The sequence below is a fragment of the Stenotrophomonas chelatiphaga genome (genome assembly GCF_001431535.1).
Taxonomy (GTDB): Bacteria; Pseudomonadota; Gammaproteobacteria; order Xanthomonadales; family Xanthomonadaceae; genus Stenotrophomonas; species Stenotrophomonas chelatiphaga.
This window is the reverse complement of the sequence record NZ_LDJK01000012.1, coordinates 130,797-151,941: the sequence shown is the minus strand read 5'-3', so window position 1 is coordinate 151,941 and position 21,145 is coordinate 130,797. Positions and strand designations below refer to the sequence as shown.

Genomic DNA, 21,145 nt, shown 5'->3' with positions numbered 1-21,145 from the left:
TCACCCGGCCCTCAAGGCAAACAGCTGCGATGGCGCAGGGCCGCCGCGGCACTTGCGTACCTGCCACTGGGTGGACCGGCCGTGGCCGACCGCCTCCAGCCGCAGCGCGGCCGGCGAGGGATTGGCCGCATGCTTGCGGTCACGCAGCGCAAAGCCCAGGCACTGGCCGGTATCGGCGGCCACCTGCAGCCGGCGCAGGGCCTGGGCATCGGCCTGCTTCGGCCAGCCCAGCACCGCCGCGCACGCGCCACTGCGCAGGCACTGTTCGAACGCCCACAGCGCATCACGCGGGGCCGCGTCGATCAGCTGCAGATGCTGCAGCGAAACGCCGGCGGCCTGCCACGCGGGCGCATACGGCAGGTAGGGCGGGGCGATCACCGCCACCGCCGCGCCGGCCTGGCTGAGCCGCGCCAGCGTGGGCAGCAGCAACTGCAGTTCGCCCACGCCATCGGCGGGCAGCAGCAGTTCGGTCAGCGCGCGACGCGGCCAGCCACGCTGCGGCAGCAATCCATCCAGTGCCGGATGCCCGGTGGACTGGCCTTCCACGCCCTCCTTCGCACTGCCCCGCCCCGCATGCCAGAGGGTCTGGGCGGACAGCAGCTGCTGCAGTTCGGGCGCGGTGTTCATCTCAGCCCTGCCGTACCAGGCCGCAGTAAACGCCTTCCACGGCGAAGTCCTGCCCGGCTTCGACCACGATCGGGGCATGCGCCGGATTGCGCGGCAGCAGGCGCACGCCATCGGCGCTCTGCTGCAGGCGCTTGATGGTGAGTTCGCCATCGATGCGCGCCACCACGGTCTGCCCATCGCGGGCGCTGGGGGTGCGGTGCACGCCGACCAGGTCACCATCGAGGATGCCGTCGTCGATCATCGAATCGCCCTGCACTTTCAGCAGGTAATCCGGGCGCGGGGAGAACATCCGGCGGTCCAGCCACAGCTGCTGGTCCAGGCCGATATCCGCGCCGATCGGCTGGCCGGCCGCCACCCGGCCCAGCACCGCCAGCGGCAGCAGCTCAGCCGGCCCACCGGGCAGGGCCAGCCCGCGCTTGCGGCCCGGCGCCTGGTCCAGCAGACCGGCCTCGACCAGCGCCTGCACGTGCTTCTGCGCGGCATTGCGCGAGGCAAAGCCGAAGGCGGCGGCGATATCGGCCAGGCTGGGCGACTGGCCGGCAACCAGCGCCTGTCGCAGCCAGGCCAGCACGGCCGCACGTTGGGGAGGGAGTTCGATGGGATCCATGGTGTACATTTGTACACCCTCGCTTTCAGAAAAGCGACATTGGGAACGGGGTCAGGTTCCTTTTGCCAGGGGCAGAAGGAACCTGACCCCTTCGATTACCCCTTGGGTTTCCGGCGCCTCACCCACAGCGCTGCCGCGCTGGTGGCACAGGCCATCAGCACCACCGCATGCCAGCCGCCCTGGGCCAGCGCCATCGCGCCCAGCCCACCACCGGCGGCCATGCCCATGAACACGCCGGTGAACAGCAGGGCATTCAGGCGGCTGCGCGCTTCCGGCTGCAGGCCGTAGACCAGCGTCTGGTGCGAAACCAGCGCCGCCTGGAAGCCGAAGTCGAAGATCACCGCACTGACCGCCAGCAACACGAGCTGCAGCGACGCCGGCAGCAGGCCATCCAGCAGCAGGCTGGCAAAGCCCAGCAGGGCGATGCCAATGGCCAACCGCGCCACCCGCTGGGTGCCGATGCGGTCGGAAAAGCGCCCCGCCAGCGGGGCCGCCAGTGCACCGGCCGCGCCGGCGATGCCGAACGCCCCGGCGCCGGCACTGCCGATGCCGAAGCGGGCATGCAGCATCAACGCCAGTGTCGACCAGAACGCACTGAAGCCCATCGCCAGCAGCGCCTGCGCCAGCACCGCGCGGCGCAGCGGCGGCAGCTGCATCCACAACGCGCCCATTGAACGCAGCAGGGCGCCATAGCCCAGCGTGGTAGTGGGCGCGAAGCGCGGCAGCGTGGCACGCAGCAGCACGCCCATCAGCAGCACCGACACCGCGGCGGCTATGAACATCGTGCGCCAGCCGAACTGTTCGGCCACCACGCCGCTGACCACGCGTGACAGCAGGATGCCCAGCAGCAGGCCGGTCATCACCTTGCCGACCAGCGCGCCGCGGTGTTCGGGCGGTGCCAGCGTGGCCGCGGCCGGCACCACGTCCTGTGCCACGGTGGCCATCAGGCCCACCAGCAGGCTGGCCAGCAGCACCCCCGGCAGATGTCCGGCCAGGCCGGCCGCCAGCAGCGCCACGCCCAGCAACAGCGACTTGACCAGGATGATGCGCCGGCGTTCGAAGCGGTCACCGAGCGGGGCCAGCAAGGCGATCCCCGCCGCGTAGCCCAGCTGGGTCAGGGTCGGGACCAGGCCGATGGCGGAATCGCTGGCGCCCAGCGACGCCCCCATCGCGCCCAGCATCGGCTGCGCGTAGTACAGCGAGGCCACGCTGAAGCCGGCACCGGCCGCCATGACCGGGACCAGCAGGCCAGGCAACGCCGGAGGGGGAAGCGGAAGGGTTGCATCATGCGCGGCAGACATGGGAGGGAACTCATCGGGGGGGATGCCGCGCAGTGTCCTCCTGCCGCGATGGCAGGTGTAGTAGGCTCGGTCGCATCAGCCCCATACGCCATGCGCATGACCACATCCTCCGCGCCCGCCAACGCCGACCGTATCGACCTGCTGCGGACCTTCGTGCGCATCGTCGATGCCGGCAGCCTGTCGGCCGCCGCCGCGCAGCTGGGCACCACCCAGCCGACCATCAGCCGCCGCCTGCAGGCACTGGAAAAACACTTCGGCCTGCGCCTGCTGCAGCGCTCCACCCATGGCATGCAGCTGACCCACGATGGCGAACGCTGCCTGCAGCACGCACGCGACCTGCTGGACAGCTGGGAAGGCATCGAGCAGGACCTGCGCGGCGCGGCCCAGCAGCCCAGCGGGCGGCTACGCGTGCTGGTGCCGCACGCCTTCGGCCAGGGCCAGCTGATGGCCCCGATGCTGGCCTTCCTGCGCCGTTACCCGCAGATCAGCCTGGAATGGCGCCTGCACGATGGCCTGTCCGACCTGGTGGCCGAAGGCATCGACTGCGCCATCCGCGTGGGCCCGCTGGAACAGCAGGATGTGGTGGCCGTGCACGTGGCCGACGTGCCGCGCATCGTGGTCTGCGCCGCGTCGGCGGCACCGGATCCGCTACCCACCACGCCGGCCGCGCTGGCGCTGCTGCCGTGGGTGTCACTGACCAGTTTCTACCGTGAAAGCGTCCAGCTGCAGCGCTGCCAAGGCGCCGGCATCGGCAAGACCCAGGAACGCATCGCGATCCAGCCGCGCCTGCTCACCGACAACCTGTTTGTGCTGCATCAGGCCGTGCGCGACGGCCTGGGCGTGGGTATCGGATCGGCCTGGATGATGACCGACGACCTGCGCAGCGGCCGGCTGGTGCAGTTGCTGCCCGGCTGGGAAGCCGCGCCACTGCCGGTGCACCTGGTATTCCCGGCCGGGCGCCATCGGCCCGCACGCCTGCAGCTGTTCCTGGATGCGATCCGCGAAAGCATTCCGGGCATTGAAGGGATGCGGGTGCGCCACGTGTCCCGGTGACGGAGATGTCGTCCAGCCTTCGCCGATTCATCGCGACATTCGAGGGCATGCCCGCAGAAACTCCACGCCAGCGCCTGACGACTCGGCCGCACAGATCAGCTCCCCGGAGGCTTGCGCTCCTCGTTGCCGCCGAAGTTCATGCGCAGCTGCACTTTGGGCGAGGCGCTGCGGTGCTCAAGCACTTCCAGCACTTCGTAATCAGCTTTCAATCCATCTTTGGTCAGGCGCTGGATGCGTTTGATGCGGGCCTTGATGATGTCATCCTTGGCGAACTGCTCCTGATTCAGGTGCACCCGGCTCAAAAATCCCTCATCGAGCACCACTGCAAAGTAGGTGTTGCCCCCTCCCTCGGTAAAGCGCCACTTGTTGCCATCCTGGAAGGCCAGGGTGAGCACCTGCAATGTGGTGACGTACTCATCGGTCTGAAGGGTTTCTTCTTCCGGATTGGGCGCCTTGAAGTACGCGGCCTGCGTGCGATCAATTGAAATCAGCACCTGCTGGGCTTTCTGATCAACCACTGCAACCGTGTCGATGCCTTCCTTGCTCAGCGGATCAGTGATGACCCCTTCAAGGGCGCGACGGATACGATAGTCCTGCAGCAACTGAAGCACCCGCTCCTCCACGTCCAGATGCTCTTCATCGACAAATAGACGCACCACTCCGTTACCTATAGGTTCGATGCGCTGTACCCCGCGGCCGCGCAAAAAGACGATCGCCTGCACCATGCCGGTACAGGCAGTCTTTCCGATCCCAAGCAGGCCGACGATGCTCAATATGCCCGTCACCGGATTGCTGTTGGCAAAATCCAGTGCGCGCTGCCACAGCGACTGGGCCAACTCCAGATCGATTCCGAACGAGCCGGACTTGAACGATGCGCGCACGTTGACACAGACCTTGGCCTGGCCGCCGTTGAAGAGCTCATTGGCGCGCTCGACCAAGTCGCCCATTGCCAGAAGCGCCGGAGCGAGCGCACGCACGTCCATCTGGTGCTGAGCGAGAGCAGGGCCGTCGTATACAAGGTGGAAGCGCGCGTGCTGGGCCATATCTGTCACGTGATTGTTGCTCCGTCGCAGCTGGTACCTGCGGGGCAAAGTGTAGCAACCCAAGCCCGCGCTCCCGCAGGCTCTGTGGTCAAAGATCACTATCCTGGTGCCAGGTCACACCTTTTACAGACCTGTTGCACGGACGAGGTCGGCCGCCTGCGCTTATGCCGACTCACTCGAACAGCGGCTGGCCGTTGGAGGCGCTCACCCCGCCATCCACCGGCAGGTTGACCCCGGTGATGAAACCGGCGTGGTCGCTGGCCAGCAGCAGCACCGCATTGGCGATGTCTTCCGGCTCGCCCAGGCGGCCCATCGGGATGCGGTTGAGGAAGTTGGTGACCAGCGCCTTGTCCTTTTCCTTTTCCGCCGTCATCGACGTGCGGGTGAAGGTCGGGCAGACCGCGTTGACGCGCACGCCATGGCGGCCGTTATCGATCGCCAGCGCACGGGTCAGGTTCGCCACCGCGCCCTTCACCGCGTTGTAGGCCGGCATGTTGCGATCAGCAGCGAGCCCGGAGACCGAGGCCGTGTTGACGATGCAGCCTTTGCGCTTGCGCAGTTCCGGCAGCGCCGCGCGGCAGCCCAGGAACACACCGGTCAGGTTGACCGCGACGATGCGGTTCCAGTCCTCCAGCGAGGTGTCCTCTGCCGGGCCCTCCACCAGGATGCCGGCATTGTTGAAGATGACATCCAGTCCACCGAAGCGCTTCACGGTGGCATCGACCAATGCCTGCACCTGCGCTTCATCACTGACATCCACGTCATGCACCAACGTGCGTTCTGCGGCGAGTTCACCGGCCAGCGCAGCGACGTCAGGATGATCGCGATCTGCGAGCACCACGTTCGCGCCTGCGTTGGAAAATGCCCGCGCGGTGGCGGCGCCGATACCCGAGCCTGCGCCGGTGACGATCACGGTCTTGGCGTTGAAGTTCATGGGTAGTCCTCCTGCGTTGAAAGAGGCTTCCCACCCTGACAGCCCCGCAGTGACCTGACGGTGAGACGGATTTCACCCCGGCAGGACACTACGAACCCAGCCACAGGCACATCGTGTGCGCGGAATGGGCCCGGACCGCGACGTGGGCGTCGATTCGCGATAGCGCCGAGCCATGCTCGGCGGCCTCACCCCAGTGCAAGCACCGCTACCGCTACCACCGCGGCAAGCATCTTGCTTGATCGCCATCCTGCGCCGCGTACCACCACCCTGCCCCCTTGCCTGCACGTCGACACCCGATGCTAGCATCGGCCTACCGTCATCAAGGAAGAGTTCAATGGGAAGCTTCAGTATCTGGCACTGGTTGATCCTGCTGGTCCTGTTCTGCATACCGGCAGGCATCGCGATGCTGGTATGGCTGATCGTGCGCTACGCGCAGAAGCGCACCACCAGCAAACCGCTGCCTCCACACGATCAACGGCCGTAATCTGCGGTAGCGCCGAGCCACGCCCGGCGGACTCAACCACGCAGCTCAGCGCGCGCGATCCACTTCATCAAGCACCGTGCGCAGCCACTGCATGCGCACCTGCACGTCTTTCGTTACGCCTTGGGCGTCAGCCGTCCGCCACAACATTGAATCCACGCCTATTGCACAATCGCCACTGTTAAGACATACGTTGTCTGCATAGTCCGACCCGACGCCGCAGTCCATCCCGCGCTCGCAGGCCAGCAGGGACAACGCCGTATGGTCATGCGGACTGGAACCGATACCTGCCTGCATTGGTGCTCGCGGCACCAGCACATAGAGATGCGCCATCTCGTAAAGCGCGCGTGGATCTTCGGACATAAGCGCATCCTCGACCAGCTCCGCGGCATCGTCGGGTAGCGCGGCCTCGCGCTCTGCACCCCAGGCCCTGCTGCGCTGGCGCAGGCGTGCCAACAGATCACCCTGCTCCGCCGCATCATGCAGCAGTTTGCGGTACTCAAGGACCTGGGCTTTGCGGTCACCGGGGATGTTCTCGCACTGCGCGCCACGTCGCGCGGCCGCGGCGCGCAGCAACGGCACGTGTTCCGTCTTCATATACCCAGCCAGAAAATCAACCTGCGACCACAGCGCCGCGCCGTGCGAAATGCCGAAACCGCAGTTCAGGATCAACTCGGCAAGATCCCGCATCGCCACTGGATCGCCCGCCGCCGCATCGCGGCGCAGCGCGAAGACGCGCTGTGCACCGGACGTGGCAGGCGCTGCCTCGATCTGACTTGGCGCCGCGGCGCGTGGCATGGCGTCGCGCTGTGCAACGGCCTGGGCAGCCGGAGCCGAAGCCGCAGGTACCACGGACGTCGCTGCATGCCTGGGCCACAGCAGGAACACGATGGCCGCCAGTACGACGGCCACCATCAAGACGATCATTACGCGACGTGGATTCCGGAGCCTTGCGCGATCCTTGGCCAACCTGCTTCCTTGTAAGTTCCCCGTAGCTGGATTCTAGTGCGGAAACCGCAGCGAACAACCACCATCACCTTTCCGACGCGCACTGCTGTACTAGAGTTGAGCCCACGCTTACCCTGAGGCTCTCTCATGCGCGCACGGCCCTGCCTTGCCAGCCTGCTGCTGGCACCGATGCTGTGGAGTACGGCGGCCGTCGCCGCGGCCCCCGCGCCACCTGACCAGCGCCTGCAGCCGTTGTTCCAGCAGGTACAGGGCGCACACCTGTTCCCGGACCAGAAGACCTTTGCCGACGCGGTGCCGCGCCGCGCACCCGAGGCGATCGTGCAGGCCTGGCAGCGCGAGCACACGCAGGCAGGGTTCTCGCTGCAGTCCTTCGTCAACGACAATTTCGATGTTCCCGGCGACGCAGCCCCGTATGTGCCGCCCGCGGGCGAAACCCTGCGCGCGCACATCGAAGGCCTGTGGCCGGTGCTGACCCGCCAGACCGGCACGGTCGATCCGAACGGTTCCCTGCTTCCGCTGCCAAAGCCCTACGTGGTGCCCGGCGGACGCTTCCGCGAAGTGTATTACTGGGACAGCTACTTCACCCTGCTGGGCCTGGCGTCCAGCGGACAATGGCAACGGGTGCGCGACATGGTGGACAATTTCGCCTACCAGATCGACAGCCACGGCCACATTCCCAACGGCAACCGCAGCTATTACCTCAGCCGCTCGCAACCGCCGTTCTTCAGCCTGATGGTGGACCTGCTGGCAACGCATGAAGGCGATGAGGCGTATCGACGCTACCTGCCCCAGCTGCGTGCCGAACATGCGTTCTGGATGGACGGCGTCGACGGGCTGCCACCGGGACAGGCGCATGCGCGCGTGGTGCGGCTGGCCGACGGCAGCGTGCTGAACCGCTATTACGATGCCCGCGCGGTGCCCCGCACCGAATCCTGGACCGATGACCTGGCCACGGCCGCGCAGGCCCCACAACGCGCACCATCGCAGGTCTACCGCGACCTGCGTGCGGGCGCCGAATCCGGCTGGGATTTCAGTTCGCGTTGGCTGGATGATCCGGCCGCGCTGTCCAGCATCCGTACGACCGACATCCTGCCGGTGGATCTGAACAGCCTGCTGTTCCACCTGGAGCGCACGCTGGCCCATGCCAGCGGAGTGACCAAGAACACGCGCGCACGCCGGGAGTTCAACCGACAGGCGCAGGCGCGACAGCGCGCCATCAATACCCTGCTGTGGGACCCGTCGCAGGGCTGGTACGTGGATCGTGACCTGCAGACCGGGCATACCCGTCCTGCGCTCACCGCGGCTGCGCTGTTCCCGCTGTGGCTGGACATCGCCGGCAAGCCGCAGGCGCGGCGCACGGCCGATGCGGTTGAAGCGCAGCTGGTGAAACAGGGCGGACTGCTGACCACCACGCTAACCACCGGCCAGCAGTGGGATGCGCCCAACGGCTGGGCGCCCCTGCAATGGGTCGCCGTGGACGGCCTGCAGCGTTATGGACAGGATCGGCTGGCACGGCAGCTGGGCACGCGCTTCCTGCGTACCGTGCAATCGGTGTATGACCGCGAGCAGAAGCTGGTGGAGAAGTACGTGGTGGATGGATCCGCCGGCGGTGGCGGCGGTGGCGAGTACCCGCTGCAGGATGGCTTCGGTTGGAGCAACGGGGTGACCCTGGCGCTGCTGGATCGACTGTGCGCGCCGAAGAAGAAATGCGAGAGCGCGGCGGATGTGGAGGACGCGGACTGATCAGCGTGCCGCCCGCATCACCAGGCGCGGCCATCCGACGGCGCTGGCGCACGTCAAGCACAAGGGTGCCATCACCTACGGCATCCGCGCGAGTATCGGCGAGCAGAAATGCTCATCGCACCTCCACGCGCAGCTGGACGCCCAGCGCACGCATCACGCCCAGCACGTCGGCGAAGTGCAAAGGACGCGTGCCGCTCAACTGCTTTCGCATGGCATCGTCGCTCAGTCCGCATTCGCGCGCGACGTGGCCGATGCCATGCAGTTCGGACACCAGTAACAGCGAACGCGCGAAGGTCTTCTGATCGTAGTGGATCATGTGCAGGCGATGGTCCAGATAGTCGGCCATGTCGGCGGCACGCCGGTCTTCCAGATGGGCATTGGCGGACTCGTAGGGCGTCATGCCTGCCTCCACATCGCATCGGCCGACGAGCGCACCAGTTCGCGTCCGGAGACGATCAGCTCTTCGATCATGAAGCCGTGGAAGCCTGGCTGAGGCGCCGTCTCCTGCTGGCCGAGGTGAACCGCGTGCAGGACTTCGAAAATGGACGCCAGCGCCTGCAGGGTACGGATGGACACGGCGACGTGCGCGGTGCCTTTGAGGTCAGGATGGCAGCCCGTTCCGGTGCGCGATGCATCAGCTGCTTCCCCTGAAAGAAGCCGCAGATGCATCACACGATGCTGGTTGCTGCGCGAGGTTTCGAATTCTTCCAGCCGCCGCTCGAGGCGTTCGATGAAGTGCGGCGGGAAGTCCTGCATCCGCTCGCCCATCAGGGCGTACAAGCGCTTCGCGCTCAGGGGATAGTGCGGGTCCATTGCATGCCTCACAAAGCTTGAGGCCACCCGCGCCAAGGCGCTGGGTGGCGGGCGATGCGGGTTAGCATACCGGGCGGATGTACAAAAAATGGCCGGCGGATCAAGGATCCCCACGCATCGCCCGCCGTATAACCGATGGGCAATGCAGTGCATTCTCCGCCGTGCCCAAAGGGCAAAACAGAGCCAAAAAGTACATCCGCTATCAGGATGCTAATCCCGACTGGCGCTCTTCGTCGCCAGCCCGTCCATAGCACCAGCTGATGGTTCGTGCGTACATGGGCGAAATTGCAAAAAGCATCTGATCAGCATCATCGAGCCCGTTCCCGCGGGTCACGGCATGTCGTCTTCAGGCCGCAGATTTCGGCAGCAAGGGCGCTGTGAGGACACAGGTATCGACCTGTTTGCGACGGTCACGCGTCATACGTGCACAACTGATGTCGTAGGTGCATCGCGCATCGACCCGATTACCGGCCATTGAAAGAAACGACGGTTGTCCACGCTTGCAATCCCGGAGGATCTGAAGCTGACAGGCACGATGCTCCGGCGTTGACCGATGACGCGGGCAGACAGCACGCCTGCACTGCAACCACCCTTCGCCGCTCGAGGATCCAGATCATGCTACGTCCCTGCCCGCCCCTCACCCTGGAGCTTCTGCGGCAGCGTGCCGATCCAGAAGGTCGCTGCACAGACCCGGCCGCGATCCTCGAAGTCGCCGCGCTTTTCCACCTGCAGCAGGCGTCCGCGACGGACATCGTCGACGGGCTGGAATTGGCCTCCAGCCGGGTGGAGGCGCCACTCGCTTCGGCAGCCACCTTTACGGCAGTCCAGGCCGTGGCGCCGGCGGCGATCCTGGTACATCGGCCGCATGGCAGGGTGACCGGCCTGCTTGCCACCCTGCCACTGGATGCCGAGGCACTGGCACGACTTCGCGCCGGCGCACTGGATACCCGCAACCCCACGCCGAGCCAACTGCTTAAGCCGCACCAGCCCGCTGCAGCGTCGTATACGTGGATCGTCGCAGCATCGTCGCGGACCAGTGCAAAAGCGCTGGTACAGGGCTTGGCCGCCATCCATTCGCTGCTCACCTGGCAGCTGGTGGCTTGCGCACGCGCTGTCACCGCCGACGGCGCGCGCGTTCTGACCTCGTTCGGCTTCCAAGCCGCCGCCGGGCCCGCGGGCTACATGGAGCTTCCACCACTGGATGCGCCGCTGCACGGCTTCCGGCTTTGAACGCCGCGATGATGACCGAGGAAACCAAAATGCCGACACCGACACCGACACCGACACCGACACCGATCAGCATCCGCGTTGCGCGCACGCTGCACGATCTCACAGACGTCATTGCCGTGCGCTCCATCGTCTATGTCGAGGAACAACACTGTCCGCTACGCGAAGAGTTCGATGGAAACGACGTGGCCGGCTCCACCCACCTGCTGGCGACACTCGACGAGGAAGCAGCAGGCGTCCTCCGCATCCGCTGGTTCGCCGATTTCGCCAAAGTCGAACGCGTGGCGGTGCGCCGGCGATACCGTGGCGGCATGGTCAGCAAGGCGCTGCTGCAATCGGCGTTTTCGCTGGCTGAGGACAAGGGGTATCGACGCATGCTGCTGCATATCGAACCCAGCCTGGTGGAATATTACCTGCGCTACGGATTCCAGCCGCGCCAAGGTCGGCCGCGCTTCCATTACTCGGACCGAGAATACATGGAGGTCGTCAAGGAGCTCATGCCCGCCAGCGACGCCATCAGCATGGACAGTCCCGCGCTGTGTGTCGTGCGGCCCGAGGGCGCGTGGCGGGAGGCGGGAGTTCTGGACCTCTCCAGCGCACGAGGTATCGCGCAGCGCGGGGGAGTTTGTGACGAAGTCTGGAAAGACGCCGAAGGCCGATCTGGCATTGGCGAGAAAGCGCAGGAATGAGGTGATCAAATGAGCAGGAATCGGCACATCGGATCGAGCTTTTAGGACTTTTTGACACCTTCGATACGCTCAGCCGCGCAGTGCCTCCCAAGCAACCGCACAGCAAGGGGCTGAAGGGCACGACCGGGCCTGTCGCCCGCGCGGGATGAGAAGAAACTCCGCCGCTCGTGGACGGCCGCTTGGCGCAACTTGGAAATGCCTGATCTATCTGGTGGGCCCACCAGGATTCGAACCTGGAACCAAAGGATTATGAGTCCTCTGCTCTAACCGTTGAGCTATAGGCCCGCTTGCGGCCGCCCAGTCTAATGCAAGGCGGTAGCCGCACTCCAGACACCCATGCGTCACCCTGCGGTGCACGCAACGTGCCGACCACCGAAGGCCGGCACGTTGCCACCGGTCACGCCACCGCGAACGGCCCCTGCCGCTCGAAGTAACGACGCAGGCGGGTGCAGGCGGAGGCGAGCACCGCCTCCAGGTCGTCACTGGGGTCCGGCTGCCACGCCACGTTGACCACGCCCGGCAGGTCTTCCACGCCGGCATGCTCGCCACGCGCTTCCAGCAGCACGGTACGGTCACTGCCGAGCACGCCCAGCAGCACGCCGGTTTCCATCAGCAGCGCATCGCGCGTGGCCGGCCAGGCATCGTCCGATGCCGGTGCCTTGTCGTCACCGGAGATGACCACCGCGAAATCCACGCCCGCCGCCAGTTCCTGCAGACGCTGCACGGACAACCCTCCACTGCGGGCCAGGCCGTCCTGCCACTGGCGCACGGTGAAGCCTTCGCAGGCCAAGGTTTCCTGCACCACCTGCGCGGCCGCAGTTGCCTGCGGCGAGGCCAGCACCAGCACCTTGGTGCGGTCGCGGGCACTGCCGATGTGGTCATTGCGCTGGTACAGCCTGCGCGCCAGCTCCTGCGCCACATAGCGGTGGATCTGCGGGAACTGCTCGGCAAGATCTTCCAGGCGGGCCGCACTGACGCGCGCGACGACACTCGGCTCTGCCGCGACCACGGTGGCCGAGCGGATCTGCGTCGGCTGCACGGCGGCCATTTCTCCCACGTGCTCGCCGGCATGGCGTCGTGCGACGCGCTTGCCATTGACGAATACGTCGAAGGATCCGGTCACGATGAAGTAGACGTCATTGTCCACTCCACCCTGGTGAATGACGGCGGCACCGGTCTGTGCCTCCAACAAGGTCACGCTGCTGGCGAGTGCTTCGGCGAGTACCTTGTCGCCGCGTACCAGTTTCTGTTCGGACAGCGTGTACAGCAGATTGCGGCGACCCTCGTCACCGGTGAAGCGAGCCAACATTGAAGTCCCCCTGTGGACTGCACCCGTCATGGATGGCATGTGCAGATTAACCCCTGATCTGTGACGTGGAGCACACGTTTTAGGCAAATTTGCCGCCACCACCTGAACAAGCTGAATGCGCTCAGCCACCGTAGCGGTACCCCATCACCGCTACCCGCTTTGCGTTCTCTGCCGCCAGCCCTTTCAGCACATCGGATCGGATGGCCGACGAGGCCGCCACCCGCTCCCAGAAGCGTACTGCCAACGGTGCCGCCCATGCCAGATGAAGCAGGTCCCCGTTGCCCGTGGGCGCCACCGGTTCGAGGGGCGCCGCAGCACGCAGTACGCCGGTCCGCGACGGCGCCAGCGACATCGGCAGCATGTCGTAGGCGGGGGCCAGGGGCAGTGCTCCGGCGTCCTGCAGATGAAAGCCTATATTTCCCTGGTGCATGTCCGTGTTACCGATCAGACGGCCAAACGCGTGCAGCCGTGCCATGGCCTGCACCGTGGCCGCGCTCAGCCAGCTCTGCGCCTGCAACTGCTCCCCCGCCGTGGCCCAGTCCGCCGTCGCTTCGCCGGTGAAGGCCGCTGACAGGGCAAGCAGGGACACCAGGCCACGGCGTCCCAACAGGTCGGGGGTGCGGTCGAAACGCTCTACTTCCAGGAAGGTGTGGGTGTCGGACTGCAGCAGCGAGGAGCGCGCCGCCTCGACGCCGGCGTCGCGCAGGGTGTCCAGCGCCAGATGCTCGCATGCCAGCAGATCCGACCACCGCTCCGCGGCCTCCCCTGCCGCGGGCTGGGCGAACTTCACCAGCACCGCGCAACGACCTTCAGGGTGCTCGACGGTCGCGGTGAACTTCGGCTGCTCGCCACCAGGTGACGACCCGATGTCTTCGCCCTCCACCGCAGCCAATGCGCGCTGCGGGTAGTGCCGGAGGCGGTCATCGGCGGCGACCCGGTCCGGTGGCTCGTCGATGCCGGCGAGGGCGTGCTGTACGGCCGCCCCTCCCAGCAGCAGGTCGCCGGCTTCGGTACCACCCGAATGGACCAGCGCCAGCAGCACATCACCCAACTGCCAGCGATTCAGGTCAGCCGGTACACCCAGCGCCGACGCGTGCCGGTGGGCGAAATTGCGGCCCAGGAAGCCCTGCGGACGCTGATCGCCAAGGAACCACGGCAGGCCACGGAAGCAGGCATCCACGTCGCTGTCCGGCGATCGCTGCAGGTTCGGCCGCGGACGGTTCGCCTCGAAATGGAACGCACCGCCGCTGAGCGCGTGCAGTTGGCCCAGATCTTCCAGCGTGGCATCGGCACGCAGGCGGTAGAGCGGCCATTGGCTGCCGGCGGCGGTGTTCTGCCGCGCCGCATAGGCGGTAGCGCGGGTACGACCCAGCCGGATCACCTGGCTGCCTGCCTGCGCGACCAGCCGGCTCAATGCCATGCGATTGATCCCCAGGCGCCCGGCCAGTTCACCGGCCATGATCGGCTCGCCCGTAGACAATTGGGCTAGAAGCGTCGGGACGTCAGGAGACCGGCGTGTCGGCATGCGCTCAGTGTTACATGCTTTGTTACGTAATTCCCACATCCAGGAACCACTAAGCCCTTGTCCCAAGCCGACTGAGGGCGGCTGATGTTACGTAATATGTTACGTAAATAGAATGACGACCAACAAAAAACCCCGCCGGAGCGGGGTTCTTCAAACGACTTCAGGCACCGACAAGGATCAGTCGATATCCAGGAAGCTGCGCAGCTGCTCGGAACGGCTCGGGTGACGCAGCTTGCGCAGCGCCTTCGCTTCGATCTGGCGGATGCGCTCGCGGGTGACGTCGAACTGCTTGCCGACTTCTTCCAGCGTGTGATCGGTGTTCATGTCGATGCCGAAGCGCATGCGCAGCACCTTGGCTTCCCTCGGGGTGAGGCCGGCCAGCACGTCGCGCACGGTTTCAGACAAGTTGATGTTGGTGGTGTTCTCGATCGGGGACTCCACGTTGGTGTCCTCGATGAAGTCGCCCAGATGGGAATCCTCGTCGTCGCCGATCGGGGTTTCCATCGAGATCGGCTCCTTGGCGATCTTCATCACCTTGCGGATCTTGTCTTCCGGCATGTCCATTTCCTTGGCCAGCTCCTCCGGCGTGGCCTCGCGGCCGTACTGCTGGAGCATCTGGCGGGAAATGCGGTTCAACTTGTTGATCGTTTCGATCATGTGCACCGGGATACGGATGGTGCGCGCCTGGTCGGCGATCGAACGGGTGATGGCCTGGCGGATCCACCAGGTGGCATACGTGGAGAACTTGTAACCGCGACGGTATTCGAACTTGTCCACGGCCTTCATCAGGCCGATGTTGCCTTCCTGGATCAGGTCGAGGAACTGCAGGCCGCGGTTGGTGTACTTCTTGGCGATGGAGATGACCAGGCGCAGGTTGGCCTCGACCATTTCCTTCTTGGCCTTGCGCGCACGGGCTTCGCCGTAGGCCATCGCACGGCTGATTTCCTTCAGGTCATCCAGGCTCAGCAGGGTGCCCTTTTCGATATCGATCGTGGCCTGCTGTTCGGAGATGATCTGGTCCTTGACGTCACGCAGGGCCGAGGACCACTTCTGCTTGCGCTTCAGTGCGTCTTCCACCCACTCAAGGTTGGTCTGGTTGCCTTCCCACGAACGGATGAAGTCCTTGCGCGGCATGCGCGCGGTGACCGTGGCCAGGTTCAGCACGCGACGCTCATGCGACTTGATGCCGGCCATGGTGTCGCGCAGCTGCTTGGTCAGCACGTCGGTCAGCGGCAGCGGCAGCTTCAGGGTGACGAACACCGCCGACATCTCCTCGCGGAGCTTCAGCAGGTTCTTGCCATCGCCCTTGGCGGCCGCCTTCTTGAACGCGTTGAAGGCATCGGCCAGCGCCTGCATGCGCGCGGCGACTTCTTCCGGGTCCGGACCGGTCGGGCCGGCTTCTTCCTCGGCGTCGTCGCCGTCTTCTTCCTCGTCCTCGTCCTCATCGGCATCAGCGTCATCGCTGGTGTCTTCGACGACGGCCGGGGCCGGCACTTCTTCGGACAGGTCGTTGAAGCCGACGATAACTTCGGCCAGGCGCTTCTTGCCTTCCTTGTGCGCTTCGTAATCGGACAGCAGCGATTCGACCGACACCGGGAACAGGCCGAGTGCGGCCTGGACCTGGCCCAGGCCTTCTTCGATGCGCTTGGCGATGGCGATTTCGCCTTCGCGGGTCAGCAGTTCGACGGTACCCATTTCGCGCATGTACATGCGCACCGGGTCGGTGGTGCGGCCACCTTCGGTGTCGAGTGCGGTCAGTGCGGCAGCGGCTTCTTCAGCGGCGGTGTCATCCACCTCGCGGTTGCCGGTGTTGCCATCATTGAGCAGCAGGGTTTCAGCATCAGGGGCCACTTCATGGACATCAATGCCCATGCCGTTGATCATGCCGATGATGTCTTCGATCTGCTCCGGATCGACCATGTCGTCGGGCAGGTGATCGTTGACTTCGGCATAGGTCAGGTAGCCCTGTTCCAGGCCCTTGCTGATCAGTTGCTTGATTTCGGATTGGGCAGGACGTTCGTTGGCCATGGATGCTCGCGCCACCGGCTGGAGTAGGAAAAGGGAACGTAGCATTATACCAGCCCCTCGCCCGGCCTGCCCGGGCGGTGGTCCCGGGGGGTCAGGGCCTGAGCAGGAAGGTCACGGGACCGTCGTTGACCAGGCTGACGACCATATGGGCGCCAAAGCGTCCCGTTTCCACCCCGTAGGCATGCTTTTCACGACATATCTCCACAAAACGGTTGAACCCGCGTTCAGCCTCGGCCGGCGGCGCCGCCGTGGTGAAGCTGGGACGCATGCCCGAGGCGGTGTCTGCGACCAGGGTGAACTGGCTGACCAGCAGCAAACCACCCCCGGTGTCGCGAAGCGACCGGTTCATTTTTCCCGCCTCGTCAGCGAATACACGGTAGCCGAGCAGCCGATCGGCCATCCGCTGCAGCTGCGCCTCCGAATCGCCGGGCTCCATGCCGACCAGGGCCAGCAGCCCCGGGCCGATCTGCCCCACGGCGTGCGCATCGACATGGACGGCGGCCTGGCTGACGCGCTGGATCAGGACAAGCATGCGGAGCTCCAAGCAGGGACAGCCCGCCACCTTATCAGCGGCCACGGTAAACTTGGCCGGATGAATCCGGAACGCAAAGCCCGGCTGGCCTACCGGGCCGCCACCCTGTTCACCCGCCTGCCGTGGCCGGTCCTGCGCGGCTTCGCCCACGCCCTGGCCTGGGCATGGATCCGCGGCAACGCGCGGGAAAGCCGGGTGACCCGGCGCAACCTGGAACTGGCCTACCCGGAACTGGACAGCGCACAGCGCGCGCGGATGCACCGCGATGTGCTGCGCTCGACCGCCCTGCAGGCCGTTGAAACGCTCTGGCTATGGACCCGAACCCCCGCCAGCAACCTGCGCGGGCACCTGAAGGAACGCCACGGCGAGGCGCTGTACGACGCCGCGCTGGCGTCCGGCAAGGGCGTGATCGTGGCCGCCCCGCACTTCGGCAACTGGGAGCTATTGAACCAGTGGCTGGCCTCGCGTGGGCAGATCGCCATCGTCTACAAGGCACCGGACGATCCGGCCGGCGATGCCTTCCTGCAGATCGTGCGCGGCGGCGACGGCGTGCGCCAGGTCCGCGCCGAAGGCCCTGCGGTGCGCCAGTTGTTCAAGGTGCTCAAGGACGGCGGCGCTACCGGGATCCTGCCCGACCAGCAGCCCAAGGCCGGCGACGGCGTGTTCGTGCCGTTCTTCGGCATGCCCGCCCTGACCATGACCCTGGTCAACCGGCTGGCCGAGCGCACCGGCGCCACCGTGCTGTACGGGTGGTGCGAACGGACCGGCCCGGACATGCAGTTCGCCCTGCACCTGGAAGCTGCCGATCCGGCGGTCGCCGACCCGGACCTGCACGTGGCCGCCGCCGCGCTGAACGCCGGCATCGAGCGCATCGCACGGCGTGACCCGGCGCAGTACCAGTGGACCTACAAGCGCTATACCCTGCGCCCGGACGCGGACGAACCCAACCCCTATGCGACCGAACGGCATCCGCACTGACAGTTGATTCCGACGCCGCAATCCCCATTTATCGCTGAGTTGCCCCCCCTGCCCGGTCCTGCCATGCCTGCTGCCTTCTCCTCCCTGTTCGGTGACCCGGCGGCGATCCGTTGCGAACGCGCGGTCGCCGAGCTGCGATCCGGACGCCCGGTGCTGATCACCGGGCAGGCGCCGCAGCGGTTGGCGGTGATCGCGCTGGACAGCGCCACGGCGCGCAGCTTCGATGCGTTCGCCGGCCTGGCTGACGGCCGCCATTACCTGTTCCTGACCGAAACCCGAGCCCGCGTGCTGGGCATGGAAGCGCCGCACGGCGTCCGCCTGCCGTTGCGCGGGGTGCCCTTCGACGCCCTGCCCTCGCTGGGTTACCTGCGCGAACCCGGCCCGATGCCGGCAGGCTGCAGCGCCGGCGATGCGCTGGATGCGGGTGCGGTGGAGCTGGCACGCCTCGGCCTGCTGCTGCCGGCAATGGTGGGACTGCCACTGGATCCGGCCGATTCGCGCTTCGATGCGGCCGCCCAGGTGGCACTGTGCGACCTGGCCGAAGGCGCTGCCCACGCCGCACACGATTACGAACTGGTGGCGCGCTCGCCGGTGCCGTTGCGCGACATCGGCATGACCACCTTCGCGGTGTTCCGCGGCGGCGTGGCGCAGCGCGACCAGGTCGCGATCATCGTCGGCCAACCGGACCTCAGCGCCGTGGTGCCGGTGCGCGTGCATTCGTCCTGCCTGACCGGCGACCTGTTCGGCTCGTTGAAGTGTGACTGCGGCGACCAGTTGCGGCGCGGCCTGCACAAACTCAAGGAACTGGGCGGCGGTGTGCTGCTGTACCTGGACCAGGAAGGCCGTGGCACCGGCATCGCCGCCAAGATGCGCGCTTACGGTTACCAGCACGACGGACTGGACACCATCGATGCCGATGCGCAGCTCGGCTTCGGCGCCGACGAACGCCGCTATGGCAGCGCCGTGGCGATGCTGCGCGGGCTGGGCATCGCGCGGATCGCGCTGCTCAGCAACAACCCCACCAAGGCGCAGCGCCTGCGCAATGCGGGCATGGACGTGGTCGAGTGCATTCCGGTGACCGGTGACATCACCACCGAGAACGAGCACTACCTGCGCACCAAGGCCGAGCGCGCCGGCCACCTGCTGGACGTGGACGCACTGATCCAGGCCGCCCAGTAGCATGGCGCAGGCCCGGCCCTGCTAACGTTGTCGCCATTGCCTGCACCGGGAGCCTGCGTGACCTCACTTTCGACCCCCACTGACACGCCCGACGGCTGGCAGCTGCTGCCGCTGCGCGCGGCACGTCTGGCCGCGCTCGGCGGTCTGCCGGCCGGTGCGGTATTCCCCGGGCTGCCCGCCGCCGCGGCGTGGTGGCTGCTGGACCTGCCGGGCGGCATTGCCGTAGCCATCGCCTGGCTGCTGGCCGGTGCCCTGCTGGGGGCGCGGATCGGCTGGCGGCGCATGCGCCGCACCTGGTGGCGGCTGGATGCGACCGGGCTGGGCCTGCGCCGCGACCTGTGGTGGCAGCGCGATACCCGCGTGCCGACCTCGCGCGTGCAGCACCTGGATGTCCGCCGGGGGCCGCTGCAGCGCCGCGCGCGGCTGGCCACGCTGGTGGTCCACACCGCCGGCAGCCGCTTCAGCGCGGTGGTGCTGGACGGCCTGGACGAAGCCGACGCAGAGCACCTGCGCGACACCCTCGCGCGCCAGCTGGACCAGGACGCCGACGCCCTGTGAGTACTGCCCCCCCGCCCCTGCCCAGCGCCGACCACGAGCGCCGGCTGCATCCGTGGTCCTGGTTGTTCGTGCTCCTTCTGCAGCTGCGGCAGTACCTGCTGCCACTGGTGGCGCTGCTGGTGTTCGGCCAGCGCGGCGACCGCGATCCGCTGTGGGCCCAGCTGGGCCCGCTGATCGTCATCGCGGTGCTGGTGCTGGCCTCGGTCCTGCAGTACCTGAGCTACCGCTACCGGATCGGCGAGGACGGCATCAGCATCCGCAGTGGCGTACTGGCACGCAACCGGCGCGAAATCCCGTTCGCGCGCATCCACAACGTGGTGGTGCACCAGAACCTGCTGCACCGGCTGTTCGGGGTGGCCGAACTGCGACTGGAATCAGCCGGTGGCAACCGTCCTGAAGCCGAAATGCGCGTGCTGCGGCTGGATGAAGCACTGGCGCTGGAACAGCGCGTCCGCCACCGCAGCCCGGCGCCGCAGGTGGACGCTGGCCGTACCGATGACGGCACGCCCCCCCCGCTGCCGGAAACCGACGAGCGCCACCTGCTGCTGCGCATGCTGCCCGGCGAAGTCGTGAAACTGGGCCTGCTGTCCAACCGCGGCTGGGTGATGGTGGCCGCGGCGCTGGCGGCGTTGGTGCAGGTGGTGCCCCGCCGCAGCATGGATGCGTTCGTCGAGCAGGGAGGGCGCCAGGCCTTCGGCTATGCCAGCGGCCTGCAGCCCGGGATCAGCGGCCTGCTGCTGGTGGCAGCGGCCGTGTTGCTCGTCGGCTGGCTGGCCCTGCGCGCGCTGTCGGTGCTGTTGGCCCTGCTGCGCTACTACGGCTTCGAACTGAGCGAACAGCAGCGGCGGCTGACCGTCAGCAGCGGCTTGCTGAGCAAGGTGCGCAGCAGCGTGGCGCTGCGCCGCATCCAGGCCTGGACGCTCAGTGAAACCCTGTTGCAGCGCTGGGCCGGTCGGCGCCAGCTGCGCATCGACAGTGCTGCCAGCCAGACCCATGATGAAAACCAGCAGCGCGGACTGCGCGAGCTGGCCCCGCTCGCCACCCCCAAGGCCTGCGATGCGCTGGTGCGCCACCTGCTGCCGCAGGTGCAGTGGCCACCCGCGCACTGGCAGGCAGTGCCGCTGCGCGGCAGCTGGCGGTTGTGCATCACCAGCCTGTGGCTGACCCCGCTGCTGGCGGCAGGCTTGACCTGGCGCTGGGGCTACGTCGGCCTGCTGGTGCTGGCCTGGCTGCCGGTCGCGCTGTGGACTGCGCGCCTGCAGATGGCGCGCATCGGCTGGCACCTGGACGGCCAGCACGTCGCGCTGCGCGGCGGCTGGTGGCGTCGGTGGTGGCGCTGGGCGGAACTGGACAAGCTGCAGGCGCTGCGCCTTTCTCGTTCACCGCTGGACCGGCTGCTGGGCACCAGCAGCGTCTGGCTGGATACCGCCGGTGCACGTGGCGACGTCGCGCTGTGCCTGCGCTATCTGCCGCAGGCGCAGGCCGCGGAGGTCCTGCAGACACTCGGTGCCGCCCTCGCAAGGCGCAAGCTGCGCTGGTGAACCAGCGC

21 protein-coding genes and 1 tRNA gene are annotated in these 21,145 nt (G+C 66.8%); 9 read left to right on the top strand and 13 right to left on the bottom strand.

What is annotated here, in order from left to right; genetic code table 11:
- From imuA to ABB28_RS04585, 3 genes are all read right to left on the bottom strand, one after another.
- The gene (imuA, locus tag ABB28_RS04595; protein WP_057507500.1) at positions 1–627 is read right to left on the bottom strand and encodes a translesion DNA synthesis-associated protein ImuA; all 627 of its coding nucleotides are present in this window, start codon (positions 625–627) and stop codon (positions 1–3) included.
- A 1-nt stretch (position 628) separates the two neighbouring features.
- A complete protein-coding gene (lexA, locus tag ABB28_RS04590) occupies positions 629–1,234 on the bottom strand; it encodes a transcriptional repressor LexA (protein ID WP_057507515.1) in 606 nt (201 codons plus the stop codon).
- 95 nt (positions 1,235–1,329) lie between these two features.
- Entirely contained in the window at positions 1,330–2,466 is a 1,137-nt protein-coding gene (locus ABB28_RS04585) for an MFS transporter (RefSeq protein ID WP_083491931.1), read from the bottom strand.
- A 165-nt stretch (positions 2,467–2,631) separates the two neighbouring features.
- Between ABB28_RS04585 and ABB28_RS04580 the strand changes: the two genes are divergently transcribed.
- A complete protein-coding gene (locus ABB28_RS04580) occupies positions 2,632–3,588 on the top strand; it encodes a LysR family transcriptional regulator (RefSeq protein ID WP_083491932.1) in 957 nt (318 codons plus the stop codon).
- Positions 3,589–3,683: 95 nt separating this feature from the next.
- Here ABB28_RS04580 and ABB28_RS04575 read toward each other — a convergent pair whose 3' ends face one another.
- Both ABB28_RS04575 and budC read right to left on the bottom strand, forming a co-directional pair.
- The gene (locus ABB28_RS04575; protein ID WP_148049393.1) at positions 3,684–4,631 is read right to left on the bottom strand and encodes an LAPAL motif-containing putative phage structural protein; all 948 of its coding nucleotides are present in this window, start codon (positions 4,629–4,631) and stop codon (positions 3,684–3,686) included.
- 172 nt (positions 4,632–4,803) lie between these two features.
- Positions 4,804–5,565 (bottom strand): meso-2,3-butanediol dehydrogenase, encoded by a 762-nt coding sequence (budC, locus tag ABB28_RS04570; RefSeq protein ID WP_057507496.1) that lies wholly within the window; start codon positions 5,563–5,565, stop codon positions 4,804–4,806.
- 334 nt (positions 5,566–5,899) lie between these two features.
- On the opposite strand from budC, the gene ABB28_RS18170 reads away from it, so the two are divergent.
- The gene (locus ABB28_RS18170) at positions 5,900–6,049 is read left to right on the top strand and encodes a Sec-independent protein translocase family protein (protein WP_170183999.1); all 150 of its coding nucleotides are present in this window, start codon (positions 5,900–5,902) and stop codon (positions 6,047–6,049) included.
- Between the two features lie 45 nt (positions 6,050–6,094).
- Here ABB28_RS18170 and ABB28_RS04565 read toward each other — a convergent pair whose 3' ends face one another.
- Positions 6,095–6,973 (bottom strand): hypothetical protein, encoded by an 879-nt coding sequence (locus ABB28_RS04565; RefSeq protein WP_057507495.1) that lies wholly within the window; start codon positions 6,971–6,973, stop codon positions 6,095–6,097.
- 168 nt (positions 6,974–7,141) lie between these two features.
- Here ABB28_RS04565 and treA point away from each other — a divergent pair, with 168 nt between their 5' ends.
- Positions 7,142–8,758 (top strand): alpha,alpha-trehalase TreA, encoded by a 1,617-nt coding sequence (gene treA, locus ABB28_RS04560; protein ID WP_057507494.1) that lies wholly within the window; start codon positions 7,142–7,144, stop codon positions 8,756–8,758.
- A 112-nt stretch (positions 8,759–8,870) separates the two neighbouring features.
- Here treA and ABB28_RS04555 read toward each other — a convergent pair whose 3' ends face one another.
- Positions 8,871–9,158, bottom strand: a complete 288-nt coding sequence (locus ABB28_RS04555; RefSeq protein ID WP_057507493.1) for a helix-turn-helix domain-containing transcriptional regulator — start codon at positions 9,156–9,158, stop codon at positions 8,871–8,873.
- Positions 9,155–9,571 (bottom strand): hypothetical protein, encoded by a 417-nt coding sequence (locus tag ABB28_RS04550; RefSeq protein WP_057507492.1) that lies wholly within the window; start codon positions 9,569–9,571, stop codon positions 9,155–9,157. The genes ABB28_RS04555 and ABB28_RS04550 overlap by 4 nt, the downstream gene beginning before the upstream one ends.
- 615 nt (positions 9,572–10,186) lie before the next feature.
- Here ABB28_RS04550 and ABB28_RS04545 point away from each other — a divergent pair.
- Positions 10,187–10,801, top strand: coding sequence for a hypothetical protein (locus ABB28_RS04545; RefSeq protein WP_057507491.1), 615 nt, complete (start codon positions 10,187–10,189; stop codon positions 10,799–10,801).
- A gap of 11 nt (positions 10,802–10,812) precedes the next feature.
- Positions 10,813–11,487, top strand: coding sequence for a GNAT family N-acetyltransferase (locus ABB28_RS04540; protein ID WP_161809855.1), 675 nt, complete (start codon positions 10,813–10,815; stop codon positions 11,485–11,487).
- A 209-nt stretch (positions 11,488–11,696) separates the two neighbouring features.
- Here the strand turns inward: ABB28_RS04540 and ABB28_RS04535 are convergent.
- The 5 genes from ABB28_RS04535 to dtd all read right to left on the bottom strand — a co-directional run bounded on the left by ABB28_RS04535 (position 11,697) and on the right by dtd (position 16,881).
- A tRNA-Ile gene (locus ABB28_RS04535) sits at positions 11,697–11,772 on the bottom strand.
- 112 nt (positions 11,773–11,884) lie between these two features.
- Positions 11,885–12,796 (bottom strand): cyclic nucleotide-binding domain-containing protein, encoded by a 912-nt coding sequence (locus ABB28_RS04530; RefSeq protein ID WP_057507489.1) that lies wholly within the window; start codon positions 12,794–12,796, stop codon positions 11,885–11,887.
- 121 nt (positions 12,797–12,917) lie between these two features.
- Entirely contained in the window at positions 12,918–14,321 is a 1,404-nt protein-coding gene (yjjJ, locus tag ABB28_RS04525) for a type II toxin-antitoxin system HipA family toxin YjjJ (protein WP_083491926.1), read from the bottom strand.
- 177 nt (positions 14,322–14,498) lie between these two features.
- Positions 14,499–16,349 (bottom strand): RNA polymerase sigma factor RpoD, encoded by a 1,851-nt coding sequence (gene rpoD / locus ABB28_RS04520; RefSeq protein WP_042614468.1) that lies wholly within the window; start codon positions 16,347–16,349, stop codon positions 14,499–14,501.
- Between the two features lie 91 nt (positions 16,350–16,440).
- Positions 16,441–16,881, bottom strand: a complete 441-nt coding sequence (gene dtd, locus ABB28_RS04515) for a D-aminoacyl-tRNA deacylase (RefSeq protein ID WP_057507488.1) — start codon at positions 16,879–16,881, stop codon at positions 16,441–16,443.
- A 60-nt stretch (positions 16,882–16,941) separates the two neighbouring features.
- Between dtd and ABB28_RS04510 the strand changes: the two genes are divergently transcribed.
- The 4 genes from ABB28_RS04510 to ABB28_RS04495 all read left to right on the top strand — a co-directional run bounded on the left by ABB28_RS04510 (position 16,942) and on the right by ABB28_RS04495 (position 21,137).
- A complete protein-coding gene (locus ABB28_RS04510) occupies positions 16,942–17,859 on the top strand; it encodes a lauroyl acyltransferase (RefSeq protein WP_057507487.1) in 918 nt (305 codons plus the stop codon).
- A gap of 63 nt (positions 17,860–17,922) precedes the next feature.
- Positions 17,923–19,038 (top strand): GTP cyclohydrolase II RibA, encoded by a 1,116-nt coding sequence (gene ribA, locus ABB28_RS04505; protein WP_057507486.1) that lies wholly within the window; start codon positions 17,923–17,925, stop codon positions 19,036–19,038.
- 57 nt (positions 19,039–19,095) lie between these two features.
- Positions 19,096–19,596: a PH domain-containing protein gene (locus tag ABB28_RS18220; RefSeq protein ID WP_057507485.1), complete on the top strand. Its 501-nt coding sequence runs from the start codon at positions 19,096–19,098 to the stop codon at positions 19,594–19,596.
- Positions 19,593–21,137 carry a PH domain-containing protein gene (locus ABB28_RS04495; RefSeq protein ID WP_057507484.1) on the top strand — a complete coding sequence of 515 codons (1,545 nt, stop codon included), beginning with the start codon at positions 19,593–19,595 and terminating at the stop codon, positions 21,135–21,137. Before ABB28_RS18220 ends, ABB28_RS04495 begins: the two co-directional genes overlap by 4 nt.
- Positions 21,138–21,145: the final 8 nt, after the last annotated feature.

Bases quoted from the DNA above. Each gene is read 5' to 3' on its own strand.
- imuA (WP_057507500.1), bottom strand. From the start codon at position 627: ATGAACACCGCGCCCGAACTGCAGCAGCTGCTGTCCGCCCAGACCCTC.
- lexA (WP_057507515.1), bottom strand. From the start codon at position 1,234: ATGGATCCCATCGAACTCCCTCCCCAACGTGCGGCCGTGCTGGCCTGG.
- ABB28_RS04585 (WP_083491931.1), bottom strand. From the start codon at position 2,466: ATGGCGGCCGGTGCCGGCTTCAGCGTGGCCTCGCTGTACTACGCGCAG.
- ABB28_RS04580 (WP_083491932.1), top strand. From the start codon at position 2,632: ATGACCACATCCTCCGCGCCCGCCAACGCCGACCGTATCGACCTGCTG.
- ABB28_RS04575 (WP_148049393.1), bottom strand. From the start codon at position 4,631: ATGGCCCAGCACGCGCGCTTCCACCTTGTATACGACGGCCCTGCTCTC.
- budC (WP_057507496.1), bottom strand. From the start codon at position 5,565: ATGAACTTCAACGCCAAGACCGTGATCGTCACCGGCGCAGGCTCGGGT.
- ABB28_RS18170 (WP_170183999.1), top strand. From the start codon at position 5,900: ATGGGAAGCTTCAGTATCTGGCACTGGTTGATCCTGCTGGTCCTGTTC.
- ABB28_RS04565 (WP_057507495.1), bottom strand. From the start codon at position 6,973: ATGATCGTCTTGATGGTGGCCGTCGTACTGGCGGCCATCGTGTTCCTG.
- treA (WP_057507494.1), top strand. From the start codon at position 7,142: ATGCGCGCACGGCCCTGCCTTGCCAGCCTGCTGCTGGCACCGATGCTG.
- ABB28_RS04555 (WP_057507493.1), bottom strand. From the start codon at position 9,158: ATGACGCCCTACGAGTCCGCCAATGCCCATCTGGAAGACCGGCGTGCC.
- ABB28_RS04550 (WP_057507492.1), bottom strand. From the start codon at position 9,571: ATGGACCCGCACTATCCCCTGAGCGCGAAGCGCTTGTACGCCCTGATG.
- ABB28_RS04545 (WP_057507491.1), top strand. From the start codon at position 10,187: ATGCTACGTCCCTGCCCGCCCCTCACCCTGGAGCTTCTGCGGCAGCGT.
- ABB28_RS04540 (WP_161809855.1), top strand. From the start codon at position 10,813: ATGACCGAGGAAACCAAAATGCCGACACCGACACCGACACCGACACCG.
- ABB28_RS04530 (WP_057507489.1), bottom strand. From the start codon at position 12,796: ATGTTGGCTCGCTTCACCGGTGACGAGGGTCGCCGCAATCTGCTGTAC.
- yjjJ (WP_083491926.1), bottom strand. From the start codon at position 14,321: ATGCCGACACGCCGGTCTCCTGACGTCCCGACGCTTCTAGCCCAATTG.
- rpoD (WP_042614468.1), bottom strand. From the start codon at position 16,349: ATGGCCAACGAACGTCCTGCCCAATCCGAAATCAAGCAACTGATCAGC.
- dtd (WP_057507488.1), bottom strand. From the start codon at position 16,881: ATGCTTGTCCTGATCCAGCGCGTCAGCCAGGCCGCCGTCCATGTCGAT.
- ABB28_RS04510 (WP_057507487.1), top strand. From the start codon at position 16,942: ATGAATCCGGAACGCAAAGCCCGGCTGGCCTACCGGGCCGCCACCCTG.
- ribA (WP_057507486.1), top strand. From the start codon at position 17,923: ATGCCTGCTGCCTTCTCCTCCCTGTTCGGTGACCCGGCGGCGATCCGT.